General features: G+C 43.3%; 17 protein-coding genes and 1 tRNA gene. 14 read left to right on the plus strand and 4 right to left on the minus strand.

Going from position 1 to position 18,221, the window contains the following annotated elements:
- The first annotated feature begins 9 nt into the window (after nt 1-9).
- From G603_RS18925 to G603_RS22220, 14 genes are all read left to right on the plus strand, one after another.
- Nucleotides 10-804 (plus strand): ABC transporter ATP-binding protein, encoded by a 795-nt coding sequence (locus tag G603_RS18925; protein WP_051207373.1) that lies wholly within the window; start codon nt 10-12, stop codon nt 802-804.
- A 23-nt stretch (nt 805-827) separates the two neighbouring features.
- On the plus strand, nt 828-1,583 hold the full coding sequence (locus G603_RS0102120) for an ABC transporter ATP-binding protein (RefSeq protein WP_026669169.1): 756 nt from the start codon (nt 828-830) through the stop codon (nt 1,581-1,583).
- Between the two features lie 128 nt (nt 1,584-1,711).
- Complete coding sequence (locus G603_RS0102125; RefSeq protein ID WP_026669170.1) at nt 1,712-2,128, plus strand: hypothetical protein; 417 nt, start codon at nt 1,712-1,714, stop codon at nt 2,126-2,128.
- 73 nt (nt 2,129-2,201) lie between these two features.
- Nucleotides 2,202-2,756: a YqeG family HAD IIIA-type phosphatase gene (locus tag G603_RS0102130; RefSeq protein ID WP_026669171.1), complete on the plus strand. Its 555-nt coding sequence runs from the start codon at nt 2,202-2,204 to the stop codon at nt 2,754-2,756.
- Nucleotides 2,753-4,141 carry a shikimate kinase gene (locus tag G603_RS0102135; protein ID WP_051207376.1) on the plus strand — a complete coding sequence of 463 codons (1,389 nt, stop codon included), beginning with the start codon at nt 2,753-2,755 and terminating at the stop codon, nt 4,139-4,141. Before G603_RS0102130 ends, G603_RS0102135 begins: the two co-directional genes overlap by 4 nt.
- 24 nt (nt 4,142-4,165) lie before the next feature.
- Complete coding sequence (locus G603_RS0102140; protein ID WP_026669173.1) at nt 4,166-4,606, plus strand: type II 3-dehydroquinate dehydratase; 441 nt, start codon at nt 4,166-4,168, stop codon at nt 4,604-4,606.
- Nucleotides 4,607-4,695: 89 nt separating this feature from the next.
- The gene (gene efp, locus G603_RS0102145; RefSeq protein ID WP_026497156.1) at nt 4,696-5,253 is read left to right on the plus strand and encodes an elongation factor P; all 558 of its coding nucleotides are present in this window, start codon (nt 4,696-4,698) and stop codon (nt 5,251-5,253) included.
- Nucleotides 5,254-5,362: 109 nt separating this feature from the next.
- Nucleotides 5,363-6,319 carry a DUF5688 family protein gene (locus tag G603_RS0102150; protein ID WP_026669174.1) on the plus strand — a complete coding sequence of 319 codons (957 nt, stop codon included), beginning with the start codon at nt 5,363-5,365 and terminating at the stop codon, nt 6,317-6,319.
- Between the two features lie 31 nt (nt 6,320-6,350).
- Nucleotides 6,351-6,422: transfer RNA gene (locus tag G603_RS0102155), tRNA-Arg, on the plus strand.
- A 39-nt stretch (nt 6,423-6,461) separates the two neighbouring features.
- Nucleotides 6,462-7,883: an SH3 domain-containing protein gene (locus G603_RS0102160; RefSeq protein WP_026669175.1), complete on the plus strand. Its 1,422-nt coding sequence runs from the start codon at nt 6,462-6,464 to the stop codon at nt 7,881-7,883.
- Nucleotides 7,884-7,891: 8 nt separating this feature from the next.
- Nucleotides 7,892-9,127 carry a Gfo/Idh/MocA family protein gene (locus G603_RS18930; protein ID WP_081669791.1) on the plus strand — a complete coding sequence of 412 codons (1,236 nt, stop codon included), beginning with the start codon at nt 7,892-7,894 and terminating at the stop codon, nt 9,125-9,127.
- Nucleotides 9,128-9,406: 279 nt separating this feature from the next.
- A complete protein-coding gene (gene gdhA / locus G603_RS0102170) occupies nt 9,407-10,741 on the plus strand; it encodes an NADP-specific glutamate dehydrogenase (protein WP_026524125.1) in 1,335 nt (444 codons plus the stop codon).
- Nucleotides 10,742-11,000: 259 nt separating this feature from the next.
- A complete protein-coding gene (locus G603_RS18935; protein WP_035791717.1) occupies nt 11,001-12,536 on the plus strand; it encodes a Na+/H+ antiporter NhaC family protein in 1,536 nt (511 codons plus the stop codon).
- Between the two features lie 342 nt (nt 12,537-12,878).
- Nucleotides 12,879-13,043 (plus strand): hypothetical protein, encoded by a 165-nt coding sequence (locus G603_RS22220; protein ID WP_155830974.1) that lies wholly within the window; start codon nt 12,879-12,881, stop codon nt 13,041-13,043.
- Between the two features lie 143 nt (nt 13,044-13,186).
- On the opposite strand, the gene ptsP is transcribed toward G603_RS22220, so the two are convergent.
- The 4 genes from ptsP to pfkB all read right to left on the minus strand — a co-directional run bounded on the left by ptsP (nt 13,187) and on the right by pfkB (nt 18,205).
- The gene (ptsP, locus tag G603_RS0102185; protein WP_026669176.1) at nt 13,187-14,893 is read right to left on the minus strand and encodes a phosphoenolpyruvate--protein phosphotransferase; all 1,707 of its coding nucleotides are present in this window, start codon (nt 14,891-14,893) and stop codon (nt 13,187-13,189) included.
- A gap of 91 nt (nt 14,894-14,984) precedes the next feature.
- Nucleotides 14,985-15,248, minus strand: coding sequence for an HPr family phosphocarrier protein (locus tag G603_RS0102190; RefSeq protein WP_026524123.1), 264 nt, complete (start codon nt 15,246-15,248; stop codon nt 14,985-14,987).
- A gap of 16 nt (nt 15,249-15,264) precedes the next feature.
- On the minus strand, nt 15,265-17,205 hold the full coding sequence (locus G603_RS0102195; protein WP_026669177.1) for a PTS fructose transporter subunit IIABC: 1,941 nt from the start codon (nt 17,203-17,205) through the stop codon (nt 15,265-15,267).
- A 94-nt stretch (nt 17,206-17,299) separates the two neighbouring features.
- Nucleotides 17,300-18,205: a 1-phosphofructokinase gene (gene pfkB / locus G603_RS0102200; RefSeq protein WP_026524121.1), complete on the minus strand. Its 906-nt coding sequence runs from the start codon at nt 18,203-18,205 to the stop codon at nt 17,300-17,302.
- Nucleotides 18,206-18,221: the final 16 nt, after the last annotated feature.

The following is an 18,221-nucleotide window of genomic DNA, read 5'->3' on the forward strand; positions in this document are numbered from 1 at the left end:
GAGATTTTCATGGAAGTTATTTTGGATGTAACAGATCTTCATATTGAGTTTCATGATCATGATAAGCCTGAGACTGTTGTTGAGGACTTTGATCTCATGCTTGAAAAGGGCGAGATCGTCGGTATAGTAGGCGAGTCCGGCTCGGGTAAGAGCATGAGTGCCCTTGCCATCGCGGGACTTCTTAAGAGACATGCCCTTACCAAAAACGGAAGGATTATGTTTGACGGTCATGACCTTCTTACCTGTGATCGTAAGATATTAAGGTCATATCAGGGAGATGAGATTTCCATTATTTTCCAGGAGCCTATGACATCCCTTAATCCTGTTAAGAAGATTGGCTGGCAGGTTGAGGAATCCCTTAGAATCCATCACAAGGAGATTGATAAGGCTACCAGGAAAAAGAAAGCTATTGAGATGATGGATGCCGTGGGCCTTCGTGAGCCTGAGAAGGTGTATGACATGTATCCCCATGAACTGTCAGGCGGTATGAGGCAGAGGGTTATGATCGCGGCAGCAATGATAGCAGAGCCAAGGATACTTATAGCTGATGAGCCTACAACAGCTCTTGATGTGACGATACAGGCTCAGATAGTTGATCTTCTCAGGAAGCTTAATAAAGAAAAAGGGACAGCTATTATTTTCATATCCCATGATCTGTCGCTTATCAGACAGCTCTGTCAGAGGGTAATAGTAATGCAGTCCGGCAATATAGTTGAGACCGGAAATGTTGAGGAGATATTCAGAGCTCCCAAAATGAGTTATACAAGGAAGCTTATAGCAGCAATACCGCAGATTGATCTGTGAGATTTTTGTATACAGGAAATAGTATGGAACAGAAAAGAGTGATTCAGATCAGGAATCTGAATGTTTATTACAAAAATCATAAAAAGACGCCTTTTAGTAAAGACAGGATGAATCATGTTTTAAAAGGGGTTGACCTGGACGTGTACGAGGGTGAGATTTTGGGTCTTGCCGGTGAATCAGGATGCGGTAAATCGACCCTTGCCAAGACTATTGTTGGCATGAACAAGATTTATGACGGTGAGCTGAGTCAGAAATATTCTGATCCACAGATGGTTTTCCAGGATCCATATTCATCTCTTAATCCCAGTAAGAAGATTGGCTGGCTTTTAGAGGAACCGCTTAAATGCGATAAGAAGTATAAATGGACCAAAGAGGAGCGCGAAAAGCGCGTAAAAGAGATTATCAAGGCAGTAGGTCTTACGGAAAATATGCTGGACAGATATCCGTCACAGTTATCCGGCGGACAGAGGCAGCGTATCAGCATAGGAGTTGCCCTTATGAGAAATCCCAAGGTACTTGTGGCAGATGAGCCTGTTTCTGCATTGGATGTTACGATCCAGGCCCAGATACTTGAGCTTTTGCAGCAGCTTCACAGGGATATGGGTATAACCATTCTTTTCATATCTCACGATCTTAGGGTTATTTATCAGATATGTGACCACGTTGCCGTAATGAAGGGCGGAGTTATTCAGGAGTACGGAGAGACCAAAAGTGTCTACAAAAATCCTTCTTCCGAGTACACCAAAGAACTTTTGCGAGCAGCCGGAATCAGAAAATGATGTTAAATTTCATTTTAGCTATTAAGCTTTGAAACATTCTTGCCGATATAGCTTATAGATGCGGGTCAGTTATTGAATCATACCATATTTTAAGATAGAATATAATGGTATGAAGAAAGGAGGGGGCCATGCGTTTAGACGGTTATAAGGCAGAGAACGCATATCTGAATACATCTTATGATAAATCAATAGCTTCCCCCGGGAATGTTGGATCTCCAAGATATGATGCACCTTCATATCAGCCTGAACAGGGCGATAAGAAACCTGTTTCAGATGCTGTGAAGGAGCCTGAACAGAAAACTCAGCGTAGAAATGCTTCGCTTGATAATATTCAGATAACACTTGGTAACAGAGACAATTCTTTAGTTGGACTTGGCAACATTGGGGGCATTCAGTCTGGAGTTATGAAAAAGGCAGTTTCCACGATGCAGAAGGATTCAGTTCTTCACGAGTATCAGTACTTCGTAGGAAACGGAGCTTTGACTACAGGTAAGAACACTGACGTTATTCTCAGCGATGAGGATGGTACAGTTATAAGAAAATAAATTCAGAAACTTTTTCGAGCAGGATTCAACTTCCTGCTCGATTTTTTTATGCATATATTGTAAAATTTGTCCCATGAGACATTTACTATTCCCGAGTGATACCTCGGATTCAACTTTTGAAATTCCATTTGAAGAACTTTATGAAAAAGGTTACAGAGGAGTTATTTTCGATATTGATAACACTCTGGTTCCTCACGGAGCACCGGCTGATGAGAGAGCTGTGCTGTTTTTTAAGAGACTCCACCAGATAGGCTATGATACTGTGCTTTTATCCAACAACAAAGAGCCAAGAGTAAGCTCTTTTGCTGATGATGTGGAATCAAAGTATATCTACAAGGCCAATAAGCCTATGAAAAAGGGCTACATGAGGGCTATGGAGCGCATGAACACGGAGCCTTCCAATACACTTTTTGTGGGAGATCAGATTTTTACAGATGTGTGGGGCGCTAACAGAGTGGGAATCCGCACATATCTTGTGAACCAGATCGATAAGAAGGAAGAGATCCAGATAGTTCTGAAGAGAAAAATAGAGGCTGTGGTCCTGGTATTTTACAAGCTTCATCTTCATAAACAGAAGAGAGCTGAAAAGAAGAGAAAGCATCAGGGAACCGGTGGGAGGATAAAATGAGAAGAGACATCTTGGGAACCACCAGGGTTTGCGGTCTTATAGGTAACCCTGTTCATCACACAATTTCGCCGGATATTCACAATACTCTTGCGGCAAAAACAGGAACGGATCTGGTATATGTTCCTTTTGAGGTTCAAAACGATAAGGTGGGAGATGCAGTTAAGGGAGCGCTGGCCCTTGATATTTTGGGGCTTAATGTGACTGTTCCCCATAAGAGCGCTGTTATTCCATACCTTTCTGATATCGATCCTGTGGCTGAGAGAATCGGCGCTGTTAATACGCTGGTCAGGACAAAGGACGGCAGTGGTTATAAGGGATACAATACCGATTACTATGGCATCAAGAAATCCTTTGAACATGAGAAGGTTAAGTTAAAGAATAAGTCAGTCATAATCCTTGGGGCAGGCGGCATCAGTAAGCCTGCAGCATATCTTTGCGCTAAGGAGGGGGCTAAAGAGGTGTTTATTCTTAACAGAACCCTGGCAAACGCAGAGAAGGTGTGCAGTGATGTGAACGATTTTGCCGGTAAAGAGCTTTGCAAAGCCATGGAGCTTTCAGATTATAAAAAGCTCCCTTCCGACAGGACATATATTTGTTTTCAAATGACATCTGTGGGACTTATGCCCGATTCTGATAAGGCTGTCATTGAAGATCCTGATTTTTACAGCCTGATCGAGGTTGGATATGATGCGGTTTACAGACCCTTTAAGACCAAATTCCTTCGCTGCTGTGAGGAAGCGGGATCCTACGTAATAACAGGACTAAGGACTTTGCTTTATCAGGGCATTTGTGCCTATGAACTTTGGAATGACACTCAGATCTCCGAGAAGGACTGCGAGGAGGTTTACAGAACCCTTCTGAAGACGCTGCTTAATGGCGAGAATATCATTCTTGTGGGATTTATGGGAAGCGGCAAAAGTGCTGTTTCAAGAGCTGTATCCAAGTTTTTTGGCTATGAGAAAATTGACTCCGATGCAGCTATTGAGAAGGAACAGGGCAGAAAGATCAAAGAAATTTTTGCAACAGACGGCGAGGAATACTTCAGGGACACAGAGACCAGGTATCTTGAAAAGCTCATAGAATCCGGCAGAAGGAACATGGTGCTGGCTGTAGGCGGCGGGCTCCCTTTAAGAGCAAAGAACAGAGAGCTTCTTAAAAAGATAGGCACTGTTGTTTATCTGAAGGCTACTCCTGAGACAGTATATAAAAGAGTAAAGAGGGATACCTCAAGACCACTTCTTAATACTGATGATAAGCTTACAAGGATCAGGGAACTCCTTGATTCAAGGAAAGATATTTATGAGGCTGCCGCAGATGTGGTGGTTTCGACCGATGGAAAAAATATAAGAAGAGTAGCGGTAGAGGTGGCAGAGACTGTTCTGTAAATATCATTTGGGGAGATGCGACTTATGAAGATACTTGTAATAAACGGACCAAATCTGAATTTCCTTGGTATCAGAGAGAAAGCTGTCTATGGAAATCAGGATTATGATTATCTGCTTAAGATGATAAGCGATAAGGCAAACGAGCTTGGAGCAGAGGTGGAAAGCTGGCAGTCCAATCACGAGGGAGCTATTATAGATAAGCTTCAGGAGGCATATTTTAACGGCACCGATGGAATCGTAATAAATCCCGGAGCCTATACCCATTACAGCTACGCCATACATGATGCTCTTAAGAGTCTTGAGAACATCATAAAGGTGGAGGTTCATATATCGGATATTACAAACAGAGAGGCTTTCAGAGCTAATTCAGTTACAGCCCCTGCCTGCGATAAACAGATTTATGGACATGGACTTGACGGATATCTTATGGCCATGGATTATATAGCTGATATCATTAAAAAATGATAAAGCTTTGAAAAAAGGGTATTGAAAAAAAGAAAACATTAGTATAATATTATGTAGTTGTTTGATTTGTAATTATTAGGAGGATTTTTATGATTTCTGCAAGTGATTTCAGAAACGGTATGACTATCGAAATAGATGGTAATGTATGTCAGATAATCGAATTCCAGCATGTTAAGCCCGGTAAGGGAGCAGCTTTCGTAAGAACAAAGCTTAAGGACATCATCAATGGTGGTGTTAAGGAAACAACTTTCCGTCCTACTGAGAAGTTCCCTGCTGCACGTATTGATCGTAAGGATATGCAGTATCTTTATGCTGATGGAGATCTTTTCAACTTCATGGATAATGAGACTTATGAGCAGATCTCTCTTACACAGGATCAGGTTGGCGATTCAATGAAATATGTTAAGGAGAATGAGACAGTTCAGATTCATTCTTACAATGGCAACGTATTCGCTGTTGAGCCTCCGCTTTTCGTAGAGCTCGCTATTACTGAGACAGAGCCCGGCTTCAAGGGTGATACAGCTACAGGTGCTACAAAGCCTGCTACTGTTGAGACAGGTGCAGTTGTTCAGGTTCCTCTCTTCGTTAACGAGGGTGACGTGATCAAGATCGACACAAGATCAGGAGAATATCTCTCCAGAGTTTAATTTACCGTTTTTTCTGAAACATAATGTATAGACTTGTAAGGCAATGAAGAATTTAATTTTTTCATTGCCTTTTTTGTCGTTATTTTTTAGAAAAAGGAGAATTTTAGGCATGAAAAAAGAAGAATTTTTTGAAAAGGTATTTGAGCGCATTAGCGCATATTATGGTGACAGCGCAGATGTTTCTGCACATGAAGTGTGTAAGAACAACGGACTTAAGAAGTATGGCCTCTGCGTAAGGAAGAGCGGTAGTAACTGCGCTCCTACAATATATTTGGATGATCTGTATCAGAACTATATGGGTGATGAGAATGTAGAGGCTATGGCCAATGCGGCGATTGGTATTTTTAATGAACATCTTGTTGATAAAGAAGTGGATGTCTCCTTCTTTGAGGATATAGAAAAGGTGCTTCCAAAGATTTGCTTTAAGCTTATTTCCGGAGAGAGGAATGCAGAGAGACTTCAGGAATTGCCGCATCGCATGATGGGAGATATAGCCGTGGTCTATATGGTGTCACTTGAAGTTGCAGGAGAGAGTGGCTCTGTCCTTATCACCAATGAGCATGCAGATATGTGGGATGTGTCCGAGGAGGATCTCTATGAAGCAGCCATGGACAATACTCCAAGGCTTTTTCCTGCGGCATGCTATTCGATGTGGGAGTTCTGTGCAAAGCTTGCAAAGAGTGGCACAGAAGATACCAGGATCGGTTATGAGTATGAGTGTGATGATGAGTTTTGGGCACACCTTCCGGATGACGGATTTATTGTTGCAACCAACAACAGGAAGATTCAGGGTTCAGCGGTAATTCTCTATCCGGGACTCCTTAAGGAAGTTGCAGAGAAGTATAACAGTAACTTCTATATTATTCCCAGTTCCATTCATGAGACTATACTTTTACCGGAGCGATTTGCTCCCGGAATAGAAGATCTCAGAAGCATGATCAGAGAGGTAAATAACAGCTGTGTTCCGGATGAGGATTTTCTTTCAAACAGCGTCTATTACTATGATAGAGAAGATGAAAATAATGTGAAAAAGGTTGAACAAGCAAGTGGGGCTATGGTATTATAATCGGGTACGTAATAAATCCGTAACATTTTCCGCACCCGTAGTCTAATGGATAGAACGGAGGCCTCCGACGCCTTTAATGCAGGTTCGATTCCTGTCGGGTGCATATTTTACGAAAATGTGGCGGTGGATAAGGAATTAGGAAATGAATTTTAAGAAAATGAACTTTAAAGGTAATAAGAAGGAGTCTAATCCGTTCGCAGCACAGGATAAGAGGACTTTTTTTGAGTACATCTCAGATAATAAAAAGCTGGTAATGCCGCTTGTTCTCGTGGTGGCAGTGGTTCTTACCATTGTACTTGCCCTCAAGGCAAACAAGAGTGACGTGGCTACTGAGCCTGAGAATGCAGTTACATCAGTAGCTGAGGATGGAAGCTATATAGTTCCTGAGGTAGAGCTTGAGAAGAATGCGTATGATGATGTTAATTCGCTTATGAATACGTATTTTAGTGCCTATGCTTCAGGTGATATGGATACTCTCAAGTCCATTTATCAGGGCCTGGAGAGTACCGAGGAGCTTAGATTAAGCGAGGTTTCCAAGTATATCTCAAGTATTCCTGTTGTTGATGTTTATACTAAGCCCGGTCCTGTAGAGGGAAGTTATGTGGCTTATGTTTACACAGAGGTCCTGTTTGAAGGCTATACAACCGCGCTTCCCGGAATGCAGACTATGTATGTTTGCACCAATGAAGCAGGTAATCTCTATATTAATGGAGATGTGGTTGATGACCGTGTGACAGATTATATCAGTAACATTTCATTGCAGGCGGATGTGGTTGATCTTAATAATTCTGTAGCTGCGCAGTACAACGACATTATCGCAGCGCATGAGAATCTTGCCACATTCCTTTCAGACATGAGTGCCAATATCCAAGTATCTGTTGGAGAAGCCCTGGCAGCAATTGAGTCAGGTGAAGTACCTGCAGCTGAGACAGTTTCTGAAGAAGGAGAAGCACAGGAAGGCGAGTCTGCAGAAGAGACTACTGAGGAGACAGCAGAGGCTCAGGAGACTGATGCTGCAGAGGCTGAAACCACAGAGGAGACTGCAGAAGAAGAGAGTACTCCTGCTGTAATTAAGATAAAAGCAAAAGATGTAGTAAACATCAGAAGCTCTGATTCAGAAACAGCTGATAAGCTTGCCAAGACAGAGATTGGCGATGTTTACACACAGCTTGAAGCACGTGCAAACGGATGGAGTAAGATCGAGTACAATGGCGGCACCGCTTTTGTTAAAACCGAGTATTTCGAAGAAGTAGCAGAAGAGGGCGATACCGCTGAGACAGAAGAAACTACAGAAGAGACCACCGAGGAGAATACAGAGGAGACTCAGACTGAAACCGCTGAGAATACCGAGAATAAGTCCAAGGTTGATTCCAGTGCAACCGGTAAGATGAGAGTATCGGAGACAGTAAGACTTCGTAAGTCTCAGAGTACTGATTCAGATATTCTTCATACAATCTATGCCGGTGATACAGTAGATGTTAAGCAGCAGTACGCTAACGGATGGGCAAAAGTAGAATATAAGGGTGATACAGGCTATATTATGGCTGAGTATCTTACCGAGTAAGGAGCTGTATGTTTAATTCAAAAAGAGTAGGTATAATGGGCACCGGTAGTATTGCCGGAACTATGGCAAGGACTCTCAAGGGAATGAAGGGAGTAACCTGCTATGCGGTAGCATCAAGGACATATGAGAAGGCAGAGGCTTTTGCCAAGGAAAACAAGGTGAAGCGTGCCTATGGCTCATATCAGGAGATGTGCATGGATTCCAAGGTGGATCTCATATATGTAGCTACGCCCCATTCTGCTCATTTTGAGAATACCTGTCTTGCTCTTGAATATGGCAAGCCTGTTCTTTGTGAGAAGGCTTTTGCATTAAATGAGAAGCAGGCAGCTGAGATGTTTAAAATGGCAGCTGAGAAGGATCTGTTCCTTGCTGAAGCTATGTGGACAAGATTTATACCTCTTGCGGGTAAGCTTAAGGAGATTCTCTCCAGCAATAAGATCGGCGATATAATGATGGTTACTGCCGACCTTAGTTATAATATTGCATGGAAGCAGAGAATAACCGATGCTTCCCTTGGTGGCGGTGCACTTCTTGATCTGGGTGTCTATGGACTGAATTTCGCATCCATGGTTTTGGGTAATGATGTTGTTAATATCTCCGCAGTTTCCAAGAAGGGTGACGGTGGCATGGATATGCAGGATAGCATTACTCTCAGCTACAGAGACGGTCAGATTGCCGTTATTACATGCTCAGCTATTTCCTGCGGAAGCGGTAAGGGCTTCATCTTTGGTACTAATGGTCATATCGAGGTTGAGAATATCAATAATTTTGAGAGCATTACGGTATATAACAACGCCGGTATTAAAGAGGGCTACTACAAGAAGGAGAAGCAGATAACCGGCTATGAGTATGAGGTTATGTCTGCTATCAATTCTCTTAACGAGAATTGGAAGGAATGCCCTGAGATGCCTAAGGCTCAGTCTCTTGAGATCATGAAGATGATGGATTTCATCAGAGAGCAGATAGACGTTAAATTCCCTCAGGATGATGATAATCTTGATGAAGATCAGACCGAGACATCAGAGAGTAATGACACGGCAGAAACTGCTGAAACAGTCGAAGAGATCATTGATGAAGTAACAGAGAATCTCTCTGAGGAAGTGTCTGAGGACAGCTCAGTAGAAAATGATTCCAATGACGAAGCAGAAAGAGAAGGCGTTACAGATAATTCTGATGAAGTAGTTGCAGAGGCTGAGAACACCGAAAACTCCGGTGACGAAGCAGAGGAAAAGTCTGAAGAATAAAATTTTTTCGATTTAAAGCAATAAAGTGCTTGACGATTTTTGAGGTATGTGGAATAATACTTGACAGACAGTGGTGTCTGCGCAAGGGAGCGTAAAGACCTTTATATCTTTACGCTCTTTTTTATTACCCAAAAATAATTTTGGGTAATAAAAAAGTGCTCCGCAGGATGCGCAGCTCGCAGAAACGAAGATAATTGCTTCGCAATTCTGCTCGCGCGCGAGGATTCTGCAAGCATAATCCTATTTGTACACTTTTTTTAAAAACAGGAGGAAAGAAAAATGTCTTACGTTGATGAAGTCTACAACTATGTAGTAGAGAAGAATCCCGCTCAGCCGGAATTCCACCAGGCAGTTAAGGAGGTACTTGATTCACTTAGAGTTGTTATCGAGGCTAACGAGGAGGAGTACAGAAAAGACGCTCTTCTTGAGAGACTTGTAACACCTGAGAGACAGATCCTTTTCAGAGTTCCTTGGGTAGATGATAAGGGACAGGTACAGGTTAACAACGGTTTCCGTGTACAGTTTAACTCAGCAATCGGACCTTACAAGGGAGGACTGCGTTTCCATCCTTCAGTAAACCTTGGTATCATCAAGTTCCTTGGCTTCGAGCAGATCTTCAAGAACTCACTTACAAGCCTTCCTATCGGCGGTGGTAAGGGTGGTTCAGACTTCGATCCTAAGGGCAAGTCTGACAGAGAAGTAATGGCATTCTGCCAGAGCTTCATGAATGAGCTTTACAGACACATCGGTGCTGATACTGATGTACCTGCAGGTGATATCGGTGTAGGCGGACGTGAGATTGGTTATATGTTTGGTCAGTACAAGAGAATCCGTGATTCATATGAAGGCGTTCTTACAGGAAAGGGTCTTACATACGGTGGATCACTTGCTCGTACACAGGCTACAGGATATGGTCTTCTTTACCTTACACAGGAGCTTCTTAAGTGCAACGGCTCTGACATTAAGGGCAAGACAGTAGTTGTTTCAGGTGCAGGTAACGTTGCTATCTACGCTATCGAGAAGGCTCAGCAGCTTGGTGCAAAGCCTGTTACATGTTCTGATTCTACAGGTTGGATCTATGATCCCGAAGGAATCGATGTTGCACTTCTTAAAGAGGTTAAGGAAGTTAAGAGAGCACGTCTTACAGAGTATGCAGCAGCTAGAAAGTCAGCTGAATACCATGAGGGCAGAGGCGTATGGAGCATCAAGTGTGATGTTGCTCTTCCTTGCGCAACTCAGAACGAGCTTGATCTTGAGGATGCTAAGCAGCTCGTTGCTAACGGCGTTCAGGCTGTATGTGAAGGTGCTAACATGCCTACAACAATCGAGGCTACAGAGTACTTACAGGCTAACAAGGTTATGTTCGTAGGTGGTAAGGCTGCAAACGCAGGTGGTGTTGCTACATCAGCTCTTGAGATGAGCCAGAACTCTGAGAGACTTAGCTGGTCCTTCGAAGAAGTAGACGCTAAGCTTCAGCAGATCATGGTTAACATCTATCACAACATTGATGATGCTGCCAGAAAGTACGGCATGGAAGGCAACTATGTTGCAGGTGCTAACATCGCAGGCTTCCTTAAGGTTGCAGAGGCTATGAAGGCTCAGGGTATTGTGTAACTTAGTTGGAGATCTAACTCCAACTAAGTTACATGCTCCGCAAGGATGCGCACGGATTCGGATAGGAATATGTCTGCCATTGCAGACCCGAATCCGGCGCTCAAGACTCGCTTGCGAGTCTTGAATTACAAATCTGACTAAATTAGAATTTAGTTTATTACTTTAACGTAATATAGTATAATGTTTAAAACTAATACCGCATCAGTACTACCTGGTGCGGTATTCCTTTAATAAGAAAAAAGTTTAGGAGGGGAATTCTATGTTTGCTAACAGTTTTTGGGCACTGGTTCCGGCTATTATCGCGATAGCTCTGGCGCTGATCACAAAAGAGGTCTATTCATCCCTGTTTATCGGAATTGTTGTGGGAGGGCTTCTCTACACTAATTTTAGCTTCACAGGAACTATGCAGCATGTTTTTGTTGATGGCATGATTGGACAGCTTTCTGACAGCTGGAATGTAGGTATTCTGATATTCCTGGTTATTTTGGGAAGTATGGTCATGCTCATGAACAGAGCGGGTGGTTCTGCTGCTTTTGGAAGATGGGCAGTAGAGCATGTTAAGACCAAGGCAGGTGCGCAGGTTGCGACAATTGTTCTTGGATGCCTTATTTTCATAGATGACTATTTTAACTGCCTTACAGTAGGTTCTGTTATGAGGCCGGTTACCGACAAACATAAGATATCAAGAGAAAAGCTGGCATACCTTATTGATGCCACAGCTGCTCCTGTTTGTATCATCGCTCCCATATCTTCATGGGCTGCTGCTGTAACAGGCTTTGTTGACGGAGCTAATGGTCTTACACTTTTCGTAAGAGCTATCCCTTATAACTTCTATGCACTTCTTACTATCGTAATGATGCTGACACTGACCTTCACGGGTCTTGATTATGGCCCCATGAGAAAAGCAGAAGATGCCATGAAGAGCTCAAAGTCAGCTAAGGTAGATGAGGTGACAGGTCATTCAAGTATGACAGGTGCTGAGGATCAGCCTAATCCTCCTGTTTCTGGAAAAGGTAAGGTTATACACCTTGTACTGCCTATCATTTCACTTATTCTTTTCTGCGTAATAGGAATGATCTACACAGGTGGATTCTTTGAAGGCGAAAGCTTTGTAGATGCCTTTGCAAATTCAGATGCCTCTGTAGGCCTCGTATATGGCTCTGTAGTGGCTTTGGTTGTAACAGTTATATTTATGGTGGCTACAAAGGTTCTTAGCTTTAATGAGTGCATGAATGCTATTCCTGAGGGCTTTAAGAGCATGGTGCCTGCAATCCTTATTCTTACCTTTGCATGGACACTTAAATCAATGACAGATTCCCTTGGCGCAGCAGATTATGTAGGCGGTCTTGTGGCTAATATTGCAGACAATAACGCGCTTATGAGTCTGCTTCCCGCAATCGTGTTCATTATCGGTGCTTTCCTTGCATTTGCAACAGGTACATCCTGGGGAACCTTTGGTATTCTTATTCCTATAGTTGCCAAGGTATTTGGATCAGATATGAACAATGAGCTTATGATCATCGCTATCTCTGCCTGCATGGCAGGTGCTGTTTGCGGAGATCACTGCTCACCTATTTCTGATACCACCATCATGGCCAGTGCAGGTGCACAGTGTAATCACATCAAGCACGTATCAACTCAGCTCCCTTACGCTATCACAGCTGCAGCAGTTTCAGTAGTTGCTTATGTGATTGCAGGTTGGGTAAGGAACTGGCTTGTATGCCTGCCTGTTTCAATTGCGCTTATGGTAGTTTGTCTGTTGCTGGTTAAGACCTTTGGAGCAAAAGAAAAATAAATTTGGTTGATGAAATTTTGAATACATTGATGCGAAATTTAGAAGAAGCATTTTAACCAAAATCATAAAATTTTTCTCCATTTTGGCGTCATCCGGAAGAAACAAAATTTTTTCAATAGTGCATTTAGTATAGAGAAAAACAGGGCTTACACTAGATGTTGTACAACATAGATAAATCACAGAATTTTAAGATTTTCTTAATCTTTTTCCCTTGATTTAAGCCTTTTCTTGCTTTAATATAAACACTGCACTTGAAAAAAGCGATATCTTTATTGGGAGGAGATACTGACGCGTGTTTCAAGATCTGATGGCGGGGACCTTCAGATTAGCAAGGAGAGAATTATGGAATGGAAAAAAGCTTTTGATCGCATCATGGACCAGCTGTACAATCACCCCGAGGAGATGCGTAGCAGATTACTTGGTAAGTATGATAGCAATACTACCACGATTACAGTCGCTGAGGGTAGAACAGCTATTGAGATGTTAAAAAGCATTCAGAATGCCTGATAGCAGGTATTAAATGTTAAAATAATTGCCCGTACGAATTAGTTCGTACGGGCTTTTTTGCGCCTAATGGCGCATATTTCATTAAAAATCCAATTGAAAAGGGTAAGCAGCGGAGGAGACGCTACCTACCCTTTAATAGTATATTATTCTTTTGCTGCCTCTTTAAGGGCTGCTACGATCTCTTCCTCGGTGTCCATAGCCATGACTTTGGCTGTGAGGGCATCTGCTTCCTCCTTGGACCATTTGGAGATGATGCAGCGGGCTGTGAGAACAAGCACAGGATTTACGCTGTATTCATCAAGACCAAAGGACATAAGAAGAGGAATCATAAGAGGATCTGCTGCGGCTTCTCCGCACATTCCAACAGGAATTCCTGCTTCATTAGCACACTCTATAATGTGCTTAATTGATCTTAATACTGAGGGTTGGAAAGAGGAATAGAGGTATGCGACCTTGGGATTTCCTCTGTCTACGCTCATGGTGTACTGTGTGAGGTCATTTGTGCCGATTGAGAAGAATGCGGCTTCCTTTGCAAGAAGATCAGCTATAAGTGATGCTGATGCAGTCTCAATCATGCAGCCTACTTCTATGTCATTATCAAAAGCGATTCCTTCATTTTTGAGCTCGTCCTTAATCTCAGCTACAAGGTTCTTTACGCTTCTTACTTCATCCACTGTGGTTACAAGAGGAATCATGATCTTAACCTTACCAAAGGCACTTGCCCTTGTAATGGCACGGAGCTGAGTTCTGTACATATCGGAATTGCCAAGGCAATATCTAACAGCTCTGTAACCAAGGAAAGGATTTTCCTCCTTCTCAAGTCCAAGATAAGGGATATCCTTATCACCGCCGATATCCAGAGTTCTTATAATGACTGTTTTGCCCTCCATGGTCTCTACAGCCTCTTTATAGGCTTCAAACTGCTCGTCCTCTGTAGGAAGGTGTGTATTGTCCATAAAAAGGAATTCTGAGCGGAAAAGACCGATACCTTCGCCGTCGCATTCCATAGCTTTTTTGGCATCCTTGGGTGTTCCTATGTTGCAGAAAAGATCAAGCTTTGTACCATCTGCATTTACGGTTTCTTTGCCTACAAAGGTCTTAAGTTCAGCCTGCTTTTTGATGAACTCCTCGCGCTTTAACATATATTTTGACAGAATATCACCGTCGGGATTGATGTAAACATCGCCCTCTGTGCCATCGATTATGGCTGTATCCTTGTCCTTAACCTCGTCCACGATTCCGGGAACGGAGAGGACAGCAGGGATTTCAAGAGCCCTGGCGAGGATGGCAGAGTGAGATGTTTTGCCACCGATTTCTGTGATGATTCCTGTTACATTCTCTTTTACTATCTGTGATGTCATGGAAGGTGTCAGATCCTTACATACAAGCACAGTTCCGGGTGATACCTTGCTTATATCGATGTCCTCGATGCCAAGGAGCTTTTTAAGTACGCTTACCTTTACATCAGAGATATCTGAAGCTCTCTGACGCATCATGTCATCGTCCATTTTGGAAAACATTCCGATGAACATATCGCAGACAGCGGTAAGAGCTGATTCTGCGCACTGACCTGAGTCAATCATTTTATCCATTTCGCCTGACATGGCAGGGTCGGAGATCATAACTGCATGACCCATGAGAATTTCAGCTTCCTTGGGACCTATGCGTTTTTTGATATCTTCAGCCATGGCATTTGTTTCTTCTACGAAGTCAGCAATAGCCTTGTGAAAACGTTCCTTCTCAGCAGCTGTGTCAGTTACCTGTTTTGCCTCAAAAGAAAGATCATGTTCAATTATGCGGCAGATACTTCCAATGCCGATTCCTCGTGATGCTGCAATTCCTTTATACATTTTATGCCTCCAAATGATTATAATAGTGAAGTTCTGCTATCGCACTCAGTGCGATAGCAGAACAAATGGTAATTCGTCAGGGGCTCTCAGCTTAGTCACCCATTCCTGATTCGATGAACTCTGAAATCTCTGCAAGAGCTTTCTCTTCATCGGGGCCATCGCAAACAAGTTCAATCTCTGAACCGCATTTGATGCAAGCGCTCATAAGGAACATAACGCTCTTTGCGTCATAGCTGTTTCCGTTGAACATGATTTTTACGCTGCTTTCAAAGGGTGTTGCCTTCTGTGAAAGAAGACTTGCGGGACGCATGTGCATACCCTGTTCGTTTTTTACTGTAATATTCTTTGATACCATATTTTTTCCTTTCTTTTTACTGCTCTACATCCTTTTTGAGGATACCAAGCATAAAGCATCCAACAAGAGAACCTGCAAGGAGTGCTACGAGATACATAGCAACGTTGCCTACTACAGGGAATACAAAGATTCCGCCGTGAGGAGCTCTGAGTGAGCACTTAAAGAGCATTGACAGAGCACCTGAAACAGCTGATCCAACCATAAGTGAAGGGATTACGTGAAGAGGATCTGCTGCTGCGAAGGGGATTGCACCCTCTGTGATAAAGCTAAGACCCATGATGAAGTTAACGGGACCTGACTTTCTCTCAGCTACTGTGAACTTTTTCTTAAAGAAGATAGTTGCAAGTGCAATTGCGATGGGAGGAACCATACCACCAACCATGATTGCTGCCATGATCATGAATCCTGTCTCATTCTGTGCTGCAAGTGAAGCAAGACCGAATGCATAAGCTGCTTTGTTGAGAGGGCCACCCATGTCAGTTGCCATCATTGCACCAAGAAGTGCACCAAGGATAAGTGTTGATCCTGTGCCCATTCCCTCGAGGATGTCATAAATCCAGTTGTTAAGAGCACCAACGATAGGGTTGATTGCACACATTACAAGGCCAATGATGAGGATACCGCAGAGAGGGTAGATAAGAACGGGCTTAATTCCCTCAAGGGCTGCAGGAAGTCCTGCTGTAATCTTCTTAAGACCATTTACGAGGTAACCTGCTGCAAAACCAGCTACAAGAGCTCCAAGGAAAGCAGAAGGAACATTTCCGCCGGGAGCTGCAAAAGTTGCGCCTGATGCAGCGAGAGCACCACCTACGAAACCGACTGCAAGACCAGGACGGTCAGCAATACTCTGAGCAATGAATCCAGCAAGGATAGGAAGCATGAATCCGAATGCTGTTCCGCCGATTGACTTAAACCATGCAGCAATAGGTGTATTTGAACCGAAATTGCCGGGATCGATTGAATAGTCATCCAAAAGGAATGCAATTGCTATAAGGATACCGCCGCCGATAACGAAGGGAAGCATGTGTGATACACCATTCATAAGGTGCTTGTATGCTTTTCTTCCTGCGCTCTCATTGTCGAATGATGCACCTGCTTCAACAGGACCTGAGTGCTGATAAACAGCAGCATCCCCTGCGATAGCACGATTGATGAGATCGGCTGAGTGATGAATTGCATCGGCTGTGGAAGCCTTGATAACCTTCTTGCCGTTGAAACGAGCCATCTCTACATTCTTATCAGCTGCAACGATAATGATGTCAGCTGCCTTGATCTCAGCATCTGTGAGAACATTCTTGGCACCGCCTGATCCATCAGTCTCAACCTTGATTGAAATGCCATTGTCATTTGCGCTCTGCTCAAGTGCTTCAGCAGCCATGTAGGTATGAGCGATACCTGTAGGACATGCTGTAACTGCAAGAATGTTGCAGGTCTTTTTAGCAGGTGCAGCTGAAGCAGCAGGAGCCTTTCCGGCTTCTTTTTCAGCTTCCTTCTTGTCTCTTTCAGCTTCCTGCTTGTCAATGAGTGATAAGAACTCATCTGCGGTTTTTGCTTCAACAAGTGACTTTGTGAAGTTTACATCCATAAGCATGGTCATAAGCTTTGAAAGAACTTCAAGGTGTGTGTCAGCAGCGCCTTCAGGTGCAGCGATCATGAAAAGTAGATTGCTTTCTTTTCCGTCCAGTGACTTGTAATCAACGCCTGAAGGAACTGTGATTGCTACGAGACCCGGCTGCTTAACTGCAGCAGACTTTGCGTGCGGAACGGCTATCCCCATACCAACCGCAGTTGAGCCTTTTGCTTCTCTTGCCTCGATAGCTGCCTTGAAAGCAGCCTTGTCGTTTAAGTTGCCTACCTTGTCATGAAGAGCCACCATCAGGTCAATTGCTGCGTTCTGATCAGCAACTGTCTGATTCAGGCTTACCCCTTCTTTTTTGAGTAAATCTGTGATTTTCATGTTTTCTCCCTTTCTACGCTTAGCGCATTTGAATTTTGAGGTCATCCCCAATAACCTGTGTCTTATATATTGACGAAACTACCCGGTGAAATACCTACAGAGTTTCGTAAATACTGTTGATAAGCTCGCCTGTTGCGAGATCATCGGAAAAAGCAGTGGCACTGCCTGCTGCAGTTCCCATATTGAGAGCTGTGCGGTAATCCTTTGTTTTCATGTAGCCTGCAACAAAGCCTGCTACCATTGAATCACCTGCGCCAACTGAGTTTTTAACTGTTCCCTTTGGAACACCTACGCGGAATCTTTCTCCGTCTTCTGTTATGAGCATTGCTCCGTCACCAGCCATGGAAATAAGTACGTTTCTTGCACCCATAGCCTGAAGCTTCTTGGCATGCTCCTCGATTTCATCGTCAGTTTTAAGAACTGTACCGAACATCTCACCAAGCTCGTGATTGTTGGGCTTAATGAGGAAGGGCTTATACTTAAGGACATTCATAAGAAGATCCTTTGTAGCATCAACTACGAAAATAACGCCTTTGCTTTCAAGTCTCTCAAGAATTATCTCGTAGACATTGCTCGGAAGAGTGCTTGGAATACTTCCTGCAAGAATGAGAATGTCATCCTTTTCAAGCTTATCAAGCTTAAGTAAAAGCTCATCCAATGCATCCTGGCTGATTGCAGGACCCTGAGCGTTGATCTCGGTCTCTTCATCGGACTTGATCTTTACATTGATTCTGGAAATTCCTTCCTTAAGCATGATAAAGTCTGCAATAATACCTTTTTTTACAACGCTTTCAACTATTGCTTCTCCGGTGAAACCAGCAGCAAAGCCAAGGGCTGTATTCTCGATTCCAAGGTTCTTAAGGACAGTGGAGACATTTATTCCCTTACCGCCAAAGAAGCAATCCTCGGATACGGATCTGTTGGTCATCCCGGGATCAAGCGGCTTGTCCATGCGAACAATATAGTCGATTGCCGGATTAAAAGTTACAGTGTAAATCATTTGAACCTCCTTATGG

The sequence above is a fragment of the Butyrivibrio sp. AE3006 genome, assembly GCF_000424165.1.
In the GTDB taxonomy this organism is placed as follows: Bacteria; Bacillota; Clostridia; order Lachnospirales; family Lachnospiraceae; genus Butyrivibrio.

Bases quoted from the DNA above. Each gene is read 5' to 3' on its own strand.
- G603_RS0102140 (WP_026669173.1), top strand. From the start codon at position 4,166: ATGAAGATACTTGTAATAAACGGACCAAATCTGAATTTCCTTGGTATC.
- gdhA (WP_026524125.1), top strand. From the start codon at position 9,407: ATGTCTTACGTTGATGAAGTCTACAACTATGTAGTAGAGAAGAATCCC.
- G603_RS0102150 (WP_026669174.1), top strand. From the start codon at position 5,363: ATGAAAAAAGAAGAATTTTTTGAAAAGGTATTTGAGCGCATTAGCGCA.
- ptsP (WP_026669176.1), bottom strand. From the start codon at position 14,893: ATGTATAAAGGAATTGCAGCATCACGAGGAATCGGCATTGGAAGTATC.
- G603_RS18930 (WP_081669791.1), top strand. From the start codon at position 7,892: ATGTTTAATTCAAAAAGAGTAGGTATAATGGGCACCGGTAGTATTGCC.
- G603_RS22220 (WP_155830974.1), top strand. From the start codon at position 12,879: ATGGAATGGAAAAAAGCTTTTGATCGCATCATGGACCAGCTGTACAAT.
- G603_RS0102160 (WP_026669175.1), top strand. From the start codon at position 6,462: ATGAATTTTAAGAAAATGAACTTTAAAGGTAATAAGAAGGAGTCTAAT.
- G603_RS0102195 (WP_026669177.1), bottom strand. From the start codon at position 17,205: ATGAAAATCACAGATTTACTCAAAAAAGAAGGGGTAAGCCTGAATCAG.
- G603_RS0102120 (WP_026669169.1), top strand. From the start codon at position 828: ATGGAACAGAAAAGAGTGATTCAGATCAGGAATCTGAATGTTTATTAC.
- pfkB (WP_026524121.1), bottom strand. From the start codon at position 18,205: ATGATTTACACTGTAACTTTTAATCCGGCAATCGACTATATTGTTCGC.
- G603_RS18935 (WP_035791717.1), top strand. From the start codon at position 11,001: ATGTTTGCTAACAGTTTTTGGGCACTGGTTCCGGCTATTATCGCGATA.
- G603_RS18925 (WP_051207373.1), top strand. From the start codon at position 10: ATGGAAGTTATTTTGGATGTAACAGATCTTCATATTGAGTTTCATGAT.
- G603_RS0102135 (WP_051207376.1), top strand. From the start codon at position 2,753: ATGAGAAGAGACATCTTGGGAACCACCAGGGTTTGCGGTCTTATAGGT.
- G603_RS0102190 (WP_026524123.1), bottom strand. From the start codon at position 15,248: ATGGTATCAAAGAATATTACAGTAAAAAACGAACAGGGTATGCACATG.
- G603_RS0102125 (WP_026669170.1), top strand. From the start codon at position 1,712: ATGCGTTTAGACGGTTATAAGGCAGAGAACGCATATCTGAATACATCT.
- efp (WP_026497156.1), top strand. From the start codon at position 4,696: ATGATTTCTGCAAGTGATTTCAGAAACGGTATGACTATCGAAATAGAT.
- G603_RS0102130 (WP_026669171.1), top strand. From the start codon at position 2,202: ATGAGACATTTACTATTCCCGAGTGATACCTCGGATTCAACTTTTGAA.